Origin of the sequence: Aliiglaciecola sp., assembly GCF_039982535.1 — a bacterium.
GTDB lineage: Bacteria > Pseudomonadota > Gammaproteobacteria > Enterobacterales > Alteromonadaceae > Aliiglaciecola.
Window position 1 is genome coordinate 1 of sequence record NZ_JBDWYG010000046.1, and the last position, 14749, is coordinate 14749.

A 14749-nucleotide genomic window follows, 5' to 3' on the forward strand; every position below is an offset into this window, starting at 1 on the left:
TCACGTCGTAGGGATCTCAGGTGGGTCTATCATCAGTGCTTTGTACTGTAGTGGCATGCCATTGGAAAAAATATTAGCCTTATCGCTGGAGACGGATTTTAAACAATTTAAGGGGTATTCCATATTTCGCCTGCTAAAAGAGGGAGGATTAAGTTCGGGAAACCAATTCGAAAAATGGATGGATAAGCAGTTAGAAGGTAAAACCTTTTCGCAACTCTCTACGGAGTTAAGCATAGTCGCTACAGATGTTAATGGTGGCGGTCCAGTGATCTTTAATCATCAAACCACGCCAGATTTAAAAGTTTCTCAAGCTGTTCGATTTTCAATGTCTATTCCATTAATTTTTAGCTTTAAAACCTATGGCGATCACCTTTTAGTGGATGGCGCAATTTTGGCGGAGGATGCGCTTTTTAGAAATTGGACGGGAAGTGACGCTAAAAATGTTTGTTTCAGGTTGAAAAGTCAGCAGATACAACAGGTACGAAAGCGGCAGGTATTTTTTCATTTACCTGAATATATATTTATGCTGATAAAGACCTTTATGACAGCTCTATCAAGAGAGTATGTGCACGCTGAGCATTGGCATAACACGATAATAGTTGATACTGGAACCTACTCTTCAGTTGATTTTTCTCTGACCATAGAGCAAAAAAAAGAGCTTTATCAAATTGGCTATGACACTGCCCACGAATTCTTACCCAAAAAAATCACACCATTGCAGTAAATTCTAATAATCTATTGTTAGTTAAGCAGTTCTGCTAATTTATTGGTAAATAATTCAACCATTACTTACCTAACATTGCACTCAATGGTAAAAGTACAATTTGCGCCATAAATAACGGCACATTTCCTTTTAAATACCCCACACAAATGTGGCTTACTTTAGCAGCACTGCCTGACATTGGGATCTCTGGCGTGACGACAATATTCAACACGTCGTTGCTGCGCAAACTTTCTAATTGTCGTTTATCAATACACAATTTGTGAGACGAATAAATCATCGGATCTTTTATTAAGTCGTGACCGATGGCTTGGGCGCGTTCCAACAAAGCAGAAGATAGCAAACTCATTGGATACATTTGTGGAAAGCGAACTTTATCAGCAAATTCATCGATATATTCAGATTGCTCGCCAAAAGCACTGGTTAGGAAGTTTTTCGCATTGCCAACAATCATGTATTTACGCTTCAAAAAACATTGGCTTGCCTGGTCAAATGTACGATCTGCGCGCATTCCCCAATCAACATCCTCTGGAAAGTTATCGGGCAGTTGAATAGGATTATATTCAGACTCACGCTTAAATCCCAAAATAACGGCTTTATCATTTGCTTTTAACAAAAGACGATTAGAATGCAACTCTCCGTCACTACTCTGGCTCTTTTTAGTAGCTTTAATATCTAGACTTAAAGTATCACCGGGATTAACAACGCCAGCAAAAGTAAATTCGAAAACACTGAAAGGTAATCCTTTAGTATCCTCGTCGATATTCAATTCAGCTTGCCTATGTTGAAATTGAGTTTCGATAAAACAGCCCAATTGAAACCCAAGAGCAATAGGTCCAGCAAAGGGATTATCTACAATCCAGTTCCAACGATTCTTATCATGAAACAAGTTAAAATCGTCTGTTGAGTTTCGCGCCGTTTCAATGTGAATTTGAGATAGCTGATAGCTTTTCAATTAAAATCCTCTCTAGAATTATATTCAACCGATGTTTAAACTAAGGTATAACACAGAAAATGCGGTATTTGTTTGACAAATAAGGACTTTAACCCGACACTTTAGTATTAACATAGTTTTTATTTTGAAAGATCCCCTATTAATAATGGTCAATAAACATAACAAAGGAAAGTTGTAATGACAGAAATTTCTGCAGACAGTATTTCGGGTCATTTTTCCGATTATTTAAAACCTGTATTTTCGGAGTCTGAACAACACAAAAAGCACTCTTTTGGTATACGCCATCAAGTGTATTGTGAAGAACTCCACTTCGAGCCTGAAAATATACAAAAAGTTGAAACAGATGATTTTGATGATCATGCATATCATTGTTTAATTCAGCACAAGTCTAGTGGGCAATATGCTGGAACAGTTCGGCTTATCACCTCAGAAAATGATGATCAAAAATTACCTATTGAGCTCTATTGTCAAAATGCAATTCAACGTCCAGAGCTTTTTCCAAATAATTTTGATCGCAACGATATTTGTGAAATATCACGCTTGGCAGTCCCGTTAGAGTTTAGACGAAGAAAAATGGATAATTTCGACGGTGCCGCGCTCGGTGTGATAAATAAAGAAATATATTCAGAAACAGAACTTCGCTGCTTTCCTTTTATCGCCGTTGGATTATATCTATCTGCAACTGCAATTTTGTTAAGTAAAAACATCCACCATTGCTACGTAATGGTGGAGCCTAGATTAGCTAGAAGTATGCGATTTGTTGGGTTACCTTTTGAACAAATTGGCCCAGTTATCGATTACCACGGAAAACGTGCTCCTTTTTACATTCAACCACAGTCTGTTGAAGATAATCTTAAACCGGATTTTAAAGCATTATTGAACAATATAACGGCTGAAGTTACTCCTCAGATATAGATCATGAATAAGGGTTTAAGTCTTTTGACTACAAGCTGTGCAAAAACATAACGGAAAGCAAATTATTTACCGTTATTAAACGACAATACCTAACACATTGAGAGTGAGAGTTATGTTTAATTATAAAGAAGCATTTTCACGTAATATTGGCTGGATGACCGAACAAGAACAAGAGGTACTTAGAAATACCAAGGTTGCAGTTGGTGGTTTAGGTGGTGTAGGTGGAGACCACGCTATAGTTTGTGCAAGGCTTGGTATAGGTAACTTTCACATTTCTGATATGGATCAGTACGATTTAGTAAACTTCAACCGCCAGGCCGGTGCTTCAATGAAGACGTTAGGCCAAGAAAAATCTAAAGTTATGGAAGACATCTTGGCGAATATCAATCCCGAGTCTAGTGTCAAAAATTTTGACAAGGGAATTAATGATGAAAACCTTGAAGACTTTTTGGACGGTGTGGATTTATATATTGATAGCTTAGATATATTTGCAATGGATATCCGTAGAAAAGTTTTCAAACGTTGCTATGAAAAGAATATTCCATGTATTACTGCAGCACCAATGGGAATGGGAACCGCAGTATTGGTTTTTATGCCCGGCAAAATGTCATTTGAAGAATATTTTTGCTTAGAAGGTTTAGAGCCAGAAGATCAGTTTTATAATTTAATTATGGGCTTATCTCCAGCGATGTTGCAACTAAGCTATCTAGTTGATAAAAGCAAAGTTGATTTTTGGGCAGGTAAAGTTCCTTCGACCCCCATGGGGATTTCTTTGGCTGCTGGTGTATTAAATTCTAATGTATTGAAAATACTACTGAAACGTGGAGAAGTGTTGCATGCCCCTTGGGGTTGGCACGTAGACGCATATAAAAATAAATCGAAAAAAACCTGGCGTCCTTGGGGTAATAAAAACCCTATCCAGAAGTACATCATGTTTCCAATGGTCAAAAAAGCAGTTGGTAAAACCAAGCCTAGCTAAGTTTCTAAGCGCTTTTATTTAACTAAATATTAGCGCGTTATAACCTAACGAAAATATCTCCTGTAAACCATTTCCCGCCATTATTTAGAGTGATTAAGCTCTAACTCCGTAATTATATTTTAAATAGATATACCTTGTAGAGAAGAGCTAGAACTCCAGGTTTTGCTGGTCTGAAAGCATTACAATTTAAATATATCACTACCAAAAACCGCTTATTCTTAATCAATGAGTCTTAGGTGAGTCAAATCACTATTATATCAAGCAACTACATTAGAAGTTTAAATCTTTCGGCCATAACAAAAGAGCATGGGATAAGGTTATTTTAGGGTTAGGAGCTAACTTGGATATTGGCAGGAGATTGAACGTAAAGCTACGAAGAAATGTTAAGTTAAATGAATTAAGTAGAAAATTATTAGATTTTTTGTAGAACTATCAAGCAATAAAAAACCCGGTGATTAAACCGGGTTTTTAAAATACTTTAAAGCAATCTTAGCTTTTACGTCTGCGAGCTGCACCAGCAAGACCTAGAAGACCAAGACTCAAAACTGCTAAGCTTGAAGGCTCAGGAATTTGGAATGAAATTGAACCGTCGTGGTTACCATTTAGAGTATAAGTACCGTCTAAGTTATCAGTAACTACTACGTCGTTAGGGTCAGTATTGAAATCTACGAATGAGAAGATATCAACCATATCACCTAGTAAATCAGTCATTGAACCGTCTTCGAAATTAAATACGTCACCTGCGGCAACACCGTTAACTGTACCTGCACCTACAGAAGAAACCATAGTCTTCAAAGAAGGACCACCAAGACTCTGAACAATTGAAACAAAATCAAGAGTAAATAACTCTGTAAATTCAGAAGTGTTAGTGAAGCCAGGTTCAAAGTAATAGAATGTAATATCACCTGAAGTGTAGTTAGTTGCTAAAGATGGACCAAGAGTACCAGATAGTTCGAATTGGAAGGTTAGACCCCAATCGCCGTAATCGTTGTCACTTTCAGGACCAAAGCTGTTTGGCAAGAAACCTTCAACAGCATTAAAAGCAATCGCTGAACTTCCCGCTGGACCACTAGTGAATCCACCAGTAGTAGTAATTGCATCACCATTGCTAGGACCATTTGCGTCCGCATCTGTAACAAGGGTTTCAGACTGATAGTTGTAAGTCGCCTGATCTAACCAACCAGTAGTAGTTGCTCCAGCAGCTTGGTTTCTAAAGTTATCGCCGAAATCAGCACCAACATCGATGTAAAATTGGTCAGCCATAGCAACAGAAGAACCCGTTGCTAAAATTATTCCTGCTATTAAGGATTTAGTTTTCATGTCTATTCTCCAGCTTAAAGTAATTTATAAGTTTTAGGTTGCAAAGTTGCCAATATTTCACAAGCTTTCCATGGCTAAAGATAATGCACATAGCAGGCCAACTTGCAAGTCACTGTTTTTTAACGTTTTTATTATTCCACCTTTTTGTCTCTGTTAAAAAAACTGACACTTTAATTACCCTTAGCTGAGAATTTATTGATTAGCCTTAAGAGAATTTTCATAATGTACACGGTAACTTTGATTGCTAGGTTCAATATCAAACGCTTTTTTACTTATTTCGATAGCGCGCTCGATTTGCCCGTCCTTTAATAACGCAACTCCAAGGGTATCCAACAACTTAGGGTTTTCAGGACGTAATGAAACCGCTTTTTCCGCGTAAGTAACGGCTTTACCACTGTCACCAGATTCCGAATACAACCACCCTAAGTTATTCAAGGCAATTATATTTTCTGGTAAAAACTTCACTACCATTTCGTAATGTTCAATTGCTTTTTCAGGCTGCTTGTCCATATAAATTTCAGCTAAACGTCCCCTTACATTCACGTCATTGGGACGTTTCACTAAGTGATTTTCAAGGAAATCTATTGCCGAATCAGCGTTTTCTAAGTTAGCTTTCGCTTTGGCTATTAAAATTGCAAAGCGACCATCTAAGCTCGCATTATAAGACTCTTCTAATAGAGGTAATGACTCTTTAATTTTACCTTCAGCAAAAAGTATCTGACCATTAATACCTTTTACGGTTACTATTGACTTAACTTGGTCTGGCAGACTGTTCATCAATCTTTTGGCCACCAATACATTACCACTCATTAAGCTATAGTGTATTTCCATTACTTTCAGTTCAGGATCATCCTGATGGTGCCCTAACGCACGTTTAACTGTATCTAGCGCACTTGAAAAGTCTCTCAAACCATCGTTAATATAAATTGCACCACTCCAAGGGTCTCTTCTTTTAGGCTCCAATTGCTGCCAAGTTTCATAAACACTAAGTGCGTCTGATGGTTTATTGAGGGCTAAATAACTGTCAGCTTTGCCTTTCCAATAGAATAGAGGCATATCCTTAGTCGGTTTTATATCCTCTAAGATAGTAAGTGCTTTTTGAGGTTCAACCGCAAATATAAGTGCACGAGCGTAGTTTAGCTGTTTCATCAAATCGTCTGGCTGCTTTTCATACATGGACTTAACTAAATCCAATGCTTTCGCCTGCTCATCTTTTCCTTGTTGTGATGCTTCAACAAAATAATCAAAAGAACCTTGAACATACTCTGGATTGTTCTCAGCAGCGGTTTTAAGAAGCGTAAGCGCTTCTTCGTTATTTCCGTTTTGCTTCGCTAATTCAGCCATAAACTTTAGAGAAGATGGATTATTAGGCGCCAGTTCCAGAATCTCATTGTGGGTTTGTTCGGCCAACGTATTTTGTTCTGACACCTCATAAATTTCTGCTAATAAGTTATGTGCTACAACTTGCTTTGGAGCATAGGCAATCCAATTTTTAGCTACTTCTATAGCCATTTCGTAGTTTTGCTCACTCACGTATGCTTGCGCCAACATCAATCTTGCAGTATCCATTTCAGGAGATAACTCAATAGCTGATTTTAAATTATCTTTGCCTGACTCATCTTTAAGGGATAGTTTTAAAATACCAAGACGAGTTAACTCTTCGGCGTTAGTAGGGTCGGTTTTCTTAGCCAACTCCAACATCTTTTGCGCTTTTGAGTCATCTCCACTTTTAATTAAATCGAATCCAGCTTGAGTAAACAATGTCACATCATTCAAGTCATAAGTGCCCATACCACCAAGAGTCTGAGCTGCGTCTGTGCTATAGCCTAAACGCAATTGTATTTCAGCAAAGAGTCTCTTTGCTGGGTGTGATTGAGGAAGTACGCCCTGCACTGCAGCTAAGTGGTTATGCGCTTGCTCTAACTTCTGCAGGTTATAGGAAGCTACACCTGCGATAAGGCGAGAAGTTGGGGAGTTTGAGCCAGAGGATATTGCTTGCTCCATAGATGTTTTTGCCGCAGAGTAATCTTTGTTATGGAATTGAACGATTCCAATAAACTCATTAAGCTTTGGATTATCAGGCAGCTTTTTAAGCAAGCTAACAGTAAGCGATTCTGCTTTGTCGTATTGCTCATTTCTTAGTAGTGCATCGATAAGCAAAAAGTTCCCTTGAGCATCCCCCGGCTTTTGCGCAACATATTCAGTAAAATCTTTGATTGCAGTCGCATAATCTTGCTGCTGCATACTTAATTGCCCTTGCAGTAATACAGCTTCCATGAACTTAGGATCGTCAACCAGTAACTCTTCAAGAATAATTAATGCATCTGTAACTTCACCATCATTTAGGGCATGGTGTGCTCTGCCTAGGCGGCTGTATGAGGAATCGGGGTAAAGTTCTGTAGCACGTTTAATAGCTAATTTAGCTCGTGACACTTCGTTTTTACGAAATAAAGCTAATCCTTTATATACTTGGGCTATAGCCTCAGTTTCGCTAGTAAGTCCAGTTAATCGTTCGACCACTTGAATGATTTCATCATCTCGATGTAAGAAGTTGAGCGTCCCTAAATAAAGGGGTAAAACTTCATTTTTAAAATAACCGCCCTCGAACGCAATCTTAAGTTCTTTTTCCGCGGATTCAGAGTTGCCACGCTGAAAGTATACTGAGCCTAGTAAAAATCGTGCTCTTAAGTTTTTAGGATCCGACGATAGAGCATTTTTAAGAACGATGACGGCACTTTCAGTGTCATTTTGTAAAATTGCTTTTTCCGCTTCATCGATGTATTCGGAAGGTGTTTTTTGGCTACACCCCATCATTACCAGAACAACAAGCAATACTCCGTATTTTTTAACTGAACACATATGTTTCTCTTTAAAGTTGGTATGAATTTTAACAAATAAGAAGACCCTAAAAAGGGTCAAACTATGATGATGTTAGCACTGAAATAGGACAACAACTAGGCAATTAGCCCACTAGAATCTATTAGTACTTTGGTATTTAATTGAGTCTTATCAAGCCCTTTAAATTGCTTGTGATTCACTAATACAACGACGATATTGGCTTGTTCTAGAGCTGATTCAACGGGTAATAGCTCAATATCGGCTGCGATTAATTTTTCCGGTAATTCATGAATATTAGGTTCTACGGCGAGCACTTTACCCAAGCCCATTTGCGCTAGTTTAAGTGTTATATCTAATGCAGGGCTTTCCCGCAAATCGTCTATATCAGGTTTGAATGCTAGCCCTAAGCAGGCAATAACCGGTCGTTTGAATTCGTCTGCGGCCTTTTCTATTTTATCAATGACAAAGCCAGGTTTTCCGTCATTAACTTCCCTGGCTGTACGGATCATTCGAGCGGTGTCGGGAGCTGAATCGACAATAAACCAAGGGTCGACTGCAATACAATGTCCACCCACACCAGGACCTGGGGTTAAAATATTCACTCTTGGATGGCGATTTGCCAATGCAATTAGATCCCAGACATTAATATGCAATTCATCGCATATCATTGATAACTCATTCGCAAATGCAATATTCACATCACGGAAGCTATTTTCAGTCAGTTTGGCCATTTCTGCAGTACGAGCGGTGGTTTTTAAACAATTACCACGCACAAACACATCGTAGAGCTCAATTGCTTTGTCACTACATTCGGCTGACATGCCACCAATAATTCGGTCATTTGATACAAGCTCTTCTAATACTCGGCCTGGCAAGACGCGCTCTGGACAGTGTGCCACGTACATATCCGGTTCTTGACTGCTGTGCCCAGGAAAGTGTAGGTCAGGACGAAGTGCTTGTAACCATGCAGTTAGCTTTTCTGTAGCACCAACTGGAGAAGTAGACTCCAAAACAATGAGGTTACCTTTTTCTAAGACTGGAGCGATGGCATTGGCCGCTTTTTCAATAAAGCTTAAATCTGGCTTTTTGCCTTCTTTAAATGGTGTGGGAACAGCTATCATAAAAGCATCGGCGGGTTCGGGCGTTAATGACGCCTTGAGTTTCCCCATAGTCACTGCTGCTTGCACAACCATGTCTAAATCCGGTTCAACAATATGAACTTTACCTTGATTAATGGTATCAACAGCTTTTTCAGACACATCAATACCAATGACTTCGACACCACGAGAAGCGATTACTGCGGCGGTGGGTAGACCAATGTAGCCCAAACCAATAACTGAAACTTTAGCAAATGCCATGTTTTTCCCTTAGTTATTTATTATTAAATTCGCTATTCTTTGGCATGCTTTTCCATCTCCGTAAGGGTTATGGGCAAAAGACATGGCCTGATAAGCTTCCTCATCATTTAATAACGAAAACGCATTTTCGATAATCTTATCGTAATCTGTACCAACTAACTTAACGGTGCCAGCCTCTACGGCTTCAGGCCTTTCCGTGGTATTGCGCATTACCAGTACAGGCTTACCAATTGATGGTGCTTCTTCTTGCACCCCTCCGGAGTCGGTAAGAATGATATGCGCTCGACTCATTAGGTAAACAAAAGGAAGATAGTCTTGAGGGTCGATTAGAAATACATCTGGCGTGTTGGCAAGTAAACGATTGACGGGTTCTTGTACATTTGGATTTAAATGCACCGGATAAAGAACTTGAACATCTTCTTGTTCGGCCAAGGTTTTTAACGCTCTACAAATATTTTCAAAACCATCGCCAAAACTCTCTCGACGATGACCAGTGACCAATATCAGCTTTTTATTTTCATCTAAAAACTCAAAACGGCTAGCAAGTTCATTATTCAAAGAATCATCTGTAGCGATTTTACTTTCCACTTGAATCAGGGCATCGATGACCGTATTACCGGTTACAAAAACAGAGCTCGATGCTACATTTTCAGCCAACAAATTCGCTTCGGCCTTAGGCGTAGGAGCAAAATGTAACTTTGTTAGTGCACCAGTTAACTTGCGGTTAACCTCTTCTGGCCAAGGGCTATAAATATCACCAGTGCGAAGCCCCGCTTCCACGTGACCGACGGGTATGCGCTGGTAAAATGCGGCCAAAGAAGCGGCAAAAGTGGTGGTGGTGTCACCATGAACTAAAATCAAGTCGGGTTTAGCTTCACTGAATACGTCCCGTAAACCTAACAATGCTCTGGTGGTGATATCATAAAGATCTTGTCCAGGCTGCATTAAATCTAAGTCAAAATCTGGAGTGAGTTCAAAAAGTGATAAAACTTGATCAAGCATTTGTCGATGTTGCGCTGTCACACAAACCGATACGTTTAAGTGACTATGCTTTTTCAGTTCGATAGCTAAAGGTGCCATTTTAATTGCTTCGGGACGGGTCCCAAACACCAGCATGATATTTTGATATTTCATAATGACTCTTTACTAAAAGGAGAGGATTAAACTTTGGTTTCAACGAATCCGCACAATGCGCCAAAGGTTTCAAATATATCTGCACTTATTTCATCATCGTCCACTTCAACACCAAAGGTATCTTCTATAGACGTTAGCACTGTTACGACAGCCATTGAATCAAATTCAGGTATTGCTCCTAACAGTGGTGTATCTTCATCAAATTCAACATCACTGGATAATTGTAAAACATCAATTAAAATTTCTTTCACAGACGCGGCTGTATTCATACTCTCAGTACCTGTATTATTGTATTTTTTAGATAGATTGGACATAAACCTCTATCATCCATTGATGTATTGTTCCATTATTTAAAGTAATAAGAAATAGTTGCAACCCATAAACAAGAGATTAGTATTAAAAATGGTAACGTTTTTTGATGAGTTAGTATCTGAATCTGCTAAGCAGTATGCTCAAAAGTCAGCCTTAATTTTCAAGCAAACGAAAATATCCTATGCAGAACTTGAAAGCAAAATCTTAGATTTAGCCGGTGGTCTTCAATCTATTGGAATCAAACGCCATGATCGGGTTGCGGTTTTCTTGCCTAAATTACCTGAAACTATAATTAGCTTATTCGCAATAAGTCGAGCAAATGGTGTATTTGTGCCAGTAAACTCGGTTTTGAAAGGTCCACAAGTTCGACATATATTAAACGACTGTGATGTTAAAGTACTTATAACTAGCAGTGACAGGCTCAAATCTTTAGAGCCGGTACTAGCTAACTGCCCAGCCCTGCAACACGTGATTCTAACCGACAAGCTACCCGCGTTTAATATTGAAGGTATCACTTTCTCTCTAATGTCTGATTTAGAGGCTCAACCATTAACTCAGGTTCACCGCACCGATAATGACATGGCAGCAATCTTATATACCTCAGGCAGCACTGGCAGACCTAAAGGAGTAGTTTTATCCCATCGCAATATTGTAGTAGGCGCAATAAGTGTTGCTGACTACCTTGAAAATGATCAATCTGATGTGATTTTAGCTTTGTTACCTTTAAGCTTTGATTATGGGCTAAGTCAAATTACTACGGGCTTGTTGTGTGGTGCGACTGTGGTATTGATGGATTACTTTTTGGCGGGAGATGTGGTCAAAGCAATGGCTCAACATAAGGTGACTGGTTTAGCCGCTGTTCCCCCCCTATGGCAACAACTTATGAAAGCCAAATGGACGACAGAAGCAACCGAGAGCTTACGTTATTTTACTAATTCCGGCGGCGCTATGCCGCAAGTAACGCTAACACTTATTCGTTCTACCTTCCCCAATGCTAAGCCCTACTTAATGTATGGTCTCACCGAAGCATTTCGCAGTACTTATTTAGATCCTGCCTTAGTGGATGAGAAAATAGGTTCTATGGGTAAAGCTATTCCTAATGCTGAAGTCATGGTTGTTCGCGAAGACGGCACTGAATGTGATGTTGATGAACCCGGTGAATTAGTCCACAGAGGTCCTCATGTTAGTTTGGGCTATTGGAATGATCCTGCGAAAACGGCTGAACGTTTTAAACCTGTACCAGCCCAATTGGACGGTTTAGTGCTTCAAGAAATGGCGGTTTGGTCGGGAGATTCGGTTAAACGAGACGCTGAGGGCTTCCTGTATTTTGTTGGACGCAAAGATGAAATGATTAAAACCTCTGGCTACCGAGTGAGCCCCATGGAAGTTGAAGAGGCCTGTTATCAAGGCTGTAGTGATATTGCTGAAGCCATAGCCAGCGGAGTGAAAGATACGGAATTAGGTCAAGCCATCACCCTGTTACTTGTTCTCAAAGAGAATTCTGACCTTAGCGAAAAAGAAATTTTAGCAATGTGTAAAAAATCTATGCCTAATTTTATGCACCCTAAATACGTCGAATTCAGAACGTCGCTTCCGCGCAATCCTAATGGTAAGGTTGACCGCAGTTTGCTCACCAAAGAAGTAAAGGAAAAGTACGAAAATGTCTAAGCCAGTTCCCGTGCACGCTCCCATGGATCAATTTGAGACTAAAGATCAGCAAATTTTAGTGGGTGGAAAAAATCTTGACACCATTGAGGCGATAATCGATAAACCTGTCTTTTATGCCTACGATAAAAAAATCGTAAAAGCCCAAATAGACAAATTTAATCAAGCAATACCAGATGCCATTAAGCTGCACTATGCAATAAAAGCTAACCCTTATCCCCCTCTAGTAAACGCCATGTGTGAATGGGTTGAAGGATTTGACGTTGCCTCACAAAAAGAAATGCTAATCGCTCTGCAATCTGGGATGCCGGTAAAAGACATTAGTTTTGCAGGCCCAGCAAAACAAGAAAACGAAATTAAAAGCGCTATTTGCGCAGGCGTTACCCTGCATGTCGAGTCAGAGTTAGAATTATCACGAGCCATGGAAATCGGACAAGAGGTTGGTATTCTGCCGATTATAGCCTTTCGAGTTAACCCTGCCTTTGAATTAAAAGCATCGGGTATGAAAATGGGGGGCGGTCCAAAACAATTCGGCATTGATGAAGAGCGCTTGTTCGAAATTTTGCCAACCCTAGACTACAGCAAAATGCAATTTCGGGGTTTTCATATATTTTGGGGCTCTCAAAACCTAAAACAAGAAGCCATTATCGACGCTCACAACAATACTTTTGAATTAGCTCAGCGTCTTCTGGACGTTACCCCTGTTGACGTCGAAACTGTGAATTTAGGAGGCGGTTTTGGTATTCCTTATTTTCCAGGAGAAACCCGTCTAGACCTAGCACCAATTGGTGACAACTTAGCGTCACTTTTATCCCAATACCCCAACCTCGCACAGCTAGAACTGATCATCGAATTGGGGCGCTTTATTGTTGCAGAAGCTGGAATCTACGTGAGTAAAATCACAGATAAAAAGGTCTCACGGGGTCACACTTACCTAATGACTAATGGTGGTTTACATCATCACCTGTCTAATTCGGGAAATTTTGGACAGGTAATCCGCAAAAACTACCCAGTGGCTATAGGCAACAAAATGAACTTAGGTAAAGGCACAGAAGCAGTTACCGCTGTTGGCCCATTATGTACTCCGTTAGACACCTTGGCCGATAAAATGATGTTATCAGATCCTCAAATCGGTGATTGGTTAGTCGTATTTCAATCTGGCGCTTACGGCCCAACGGCAAGCCCTCAGGACTTCCTCGGACATCCTCATGTAGTTGAAGTTTTGCTTTAATTAATCGTTAATGAAGAGCAATAAACGCGGCATTAAAAAGCTCGCCATTGCAGCATTTACTGTGATATTTATCGCTTCCTCTGCGGCGATAATATTTTTGCAGACGGATTATGCAAAAGAGTTGACGATTAAGGGCCGTCAGTACGTACAAATTAATTTGCATAAAAACTGGGGGATAAGGCTCAACATGCTAAAAGGCTTAGACTTGCTTCTAGGCCTTGCCCCGAAATCAGAATTGATTCCATTTGATAAGGCAGCTTCTGAGGTTGGCTTTGACAAAACCAAAATATTTGATTCTCACAGTATAAAAGCAATCTCATTACAGGCTTCCCACTTTTATTCGGTAAAGAGTACCAAAGAGTTACGAGCTGCAATGTTGAAAGCCCAACAAGGTGACGTAATTCTACTAGCACCAGGCCAATATTCAGTGCTTAAACGCCTTGAAGTTAGACACCATGGTACGCAGAAACAACCTATCCGCTTGATAACCAGTGTCCCTGGTACCAGTGTTTTAAACATTCAGAATACAGAAGGTATCTACTTAAATAAAAGTAATTGGCACATCGAAAACATTGTTTTTAATGGCGATTGTGGTGAACAAAGGTATTGTGAACACGCAATTCACATCTATGGTAATGCTGACAACACGCAATTAATTAATAATCAATTCATCGATTTTAATGCTGCCTTAAAGTCCAATGGAAATTACCAACAGACACCCGCAACCTTTGCTGACAATGTACTAGTACAAGACAACGACTTTTACAATCAAAGCGTGCGCAATACAAACACGCCTGCGACACCAATTGATGTAGTTGGTGGCAATAATTGGCTTGTTGATAACAACTTTATCGCCGACTTCGCCCGTCAATCCACTGGAAAAATATCCGTAACCTATGGTGGGTTTATGAAAGGAGGTGGTTCGGGAGGTGTGTTTAGTAATAATGTTGTGAATTGTGCTTGGCACCTACCCTATCAATCAAGCTTAGATGTACGCGTGGGTTTGTCTTTTGGAGACGGCGGAACTCAACAGCAGTTTTGTCAAAACAACGAATGTTACTATGAGCATTCCGGTGGAGTGATCAAAAATAATTTAGTGCTCAATTGTATCAATGACGTCAGCATTTATTTGAACAAAGCCAGTGAAACCGAAATTAGTGGCAACACCCTTTTAAACTCTATCGGTATAGATGCACGCTTTAAACAAACTTCGGTGAAAATAAATAACAATAGAATTGAAGGCAGAATAAAAGCGAGGGAGAATGCATTTATAAGTGAGCGTGACAATGATATGGTTAATTAATCACTCTCAGCTTACCCA

At 39.7% G+C, this 14749-nt stretch carries 12 protein-coding genes; 6 read left to right on the forward strand and 6 right to left on the reverse strand.

Annotation, left to right across the window (positions count from 1 at the left end):
• The coding region (locus ABJV04_RS15360) for a patatin-like phospholipase family protein (protein ID WP_348492456.1) at positions 1–724 on the forward strand (724 nt) is incomplete at its 5' end.
• A gap of 61 nt (positions 725–785) precedes the next feature.
• Here ABJV04_RS15360 and ABJV04_RS15365 read toward each other — a convergent pair.
• A complete protein-coding gene (locus ABJV04_RS15365) occupies positions 786–1676 on the reverse strand; it encodes a hypothetical protein (RefSeq protein ID WP_348492457.1) in 891 nt (296 codons plus the stop codon).
• A gap of 177 nt (positions 1677–1853) precedes the next feature.
• Here ABJV04_RS15365 and ABJV04_RS15370 point away from each other — a divergent pair, with 177 nt between their 5' ends.
• Both ABJV04_RS15370 and ABJV04_RS15375 read left to right on the forward strand, forming a co-directional pair.
• On the forward strand, positions 1854–2591 hold the full coding sequence (locus tag ABJV04_RS15370; protein WP_348492458.1) for a PEP-CTERM/exosortase system-associated acyltransferase: 738 nt from the start codon (positions 1854–1856) through the stop codon (positions 2589–2591).
• Positions 2592–2703: 112 nt separating this feature from the next.
• A complete protein-coding gene (locus ABJV04_RS15375) occupies positions 2704–3570 on the forward strand; it encodes a ThiF family adenylyltransferase (RefSeq protein WP_348492459.1) in 867 nt (288 codons plus the stop codon).
• Positions 3571–4059: 489 nt separating this feature from the next.
• Here the strand turns inward: ABJV04_RS15375 and ABJV04_RS15380 are convergent, their stop codons facing one another.
• From ABJV04_RS15380 to ABJV04_RS15400, 5 genes are all read right to left on the reverse strand, one after another.
• Positions 4060–4890: a PEP-CTERM sorting domain-containing protein gene (locus tag ABJV04_RS15380; RefSeq protein ID WP_348492460.1), complete on the reverse strand. Its 831-nt coding sequence runs from the start codon at positions 4888–4890 to the stop codon at positions 4060–4062.
• 192 nt (positions 4891–5082) lie between these two features.
• Entirely contained in the window at positions 5083–7749 is a 2667-nt protein-coding gene (gene prsT, locus ABJV04_RS15385) for an XrtA/PEP-CTERM system TPR-repeat protein PrsT (RefSeq protein WP_348492461.1), read from the reverse strand.
• Between the two features lie 95 nt (positions 7750–7844).
• Positions 7845–9086, reverse strand: coding sequence for a UDP-N-acetyl-D-mannosamine dehydrogenase (gene wecC / locus ABJV04_RS15390; protein WP_348492462.1), 1242 nt, complete (start codon positions 9084–9086; stop codon positions 7845–7847).
• A gap of 9 nt (positions 9087–9095) precedes the next feature.
• Positions 9096–10220 carry a UDP-N-acetylglucosamine 2-epimerase (non-hydrolyzing) gene (gene wecB, locus ABJV04_RS15395; protein WP_348492463.1) on the reverse strand — a complete coding sequence of 375 codons (1125 nt, stop codon included), beginning with the start codon at positions 10218–10220 and terminating at the stop codon, positions 9096–9098.
• Positions 10221–10246: 26 nt separating this feature from the next.
• Entirely contained in the window at positions 10247–10534 is a 288-nt protein-coding gene (locus ABJV04_RS15400) for an acyl carrier protein (protein ID WP_348492464.1), read from the reverse strand.
• A gap of 88 nt (positions 10535–10622) precedes the next feature.
• Here ABJV04_RS15400 and ABJV04_RS15405 point away from each other — a divergent pair, with 88 nt between their 5' ends.
• The 3 genes from ABJV04_RS15405 to ABJV04_RS15415 are packed head-to-tail and all read left to right on the forward strand — an operon-like array spanning position 10623 to position 14731.
• On the forward strand, positions 10623–12200 hold the full coding sequence (locus ABJV04_RS15405) for an acyl-CoA ligase (AMP-forming), exosortase A system-associated (protein WP_348492465.1): 1578 nt from the start codon (positions 10623–10625) through the stop codon (positions 12198–12200).
• Positions 12193–13428: a pyridoxal-dependent decarboxylase, exosortase A system-associated gene (locus ABJV04_RS15410; RefSeq protein ID WP_348492466.1), complete on the forward strand. Its 1236-nt coding sequence runs from the start codon at positions 12193–12195 to the stop codon at positions 13426–13428. The genes ABJV04_RS15405 and ABJV04_RS15410 overlap by 8 nt, the downstream gene beginning before the upstream one ends.
• A 10-nt stretch (positions 13429–13438) precedes the next feature.
• Positions 13439–14731 (forward strand): hypothetical protein, encoded by a 1293-nt coding sequence (locus tag ABJV04_RS15415; protein ID WP_348492467.1) that lies wholly within the window; start codon positions 13439–13441, stop codon positions 14729–14731.
• Positions 14732–14749: the final 18 nt, after the last annotated feature.

Excerpts from the sequence above, each read along its gene's own strand:
- ABJV04_RS15370 (WP_348492458.1), top strand. The coding sequence starts at position 1,854 with ATGACAGAAATTTCTGCAGACAGTATTTCGGGTCATTTTTCCGATTAT.
- ABJV04_RS15375 (WP_348492459.1), top strand. The coding sequence starts at position 2,704 with ATGTTTAATTATAAAGAAGCATTTTCACGTAATATTGGCTGGATGACC.
- ABJV04_RS15380 (WP_348492460.1), bottom strand. The coding sequence starts at position 4,890 with ATGAAAACTAAATCCTTAATAGCAGGAATAATTTTAGCAACGGGTTCT.
- prsT (WP_348492461.1), bottom strand. The coding sequence starts at position 7,749 with ATGTGTTCAGTTAAAAAATACGGAGTATTGCTTGTTGTTCTGGTAATG.
- wecC (WP_348492462.1), bottom strand. The coding sequence starts at position 9,086 with ATGGCATTTGCTAAAGTTTCAGTTATTGGTTTGGGCTACATTGGTCTA.
- wecB (WP_348492463.1), bottom strand. The coding sequence starts at position 10,220 with ATGAAATATCAAAATATCATGCTGGTGTTTGGGACCCGTCCCGAAGCA.
- ABJV04_RS15400 (WP_348492464.1), bottom strand. The coding sequence starts at position 10,534 with ATGTCCAATCTATCTAAAAAATACAATAATACAGGTACTGAGAGTATG.
- ABJV04_RS15405 (WP_348492465.1), top strand. The coding sequence starts at position 10,623 with ATGGTAACGTTTTTTGATGAGTTAGTATCTGAATCTGCTAAGCAGTAT.
- ABJV04_RS15410 (WP_348492466.1), top strand. The coding sequence starts at position 12,193 with ATGTCTAAGCCAGTTCCCGTGCACGCTCCCATGGATCAATTTGAGACT.
- ABJV04_RS15415 (WP_348492467.1), top strand. The coding sequence starts at position 13,439 with ATGAAGAGCAATAAACGCGGCATTAAAAAGCTCGCCATTGCAGCATTT.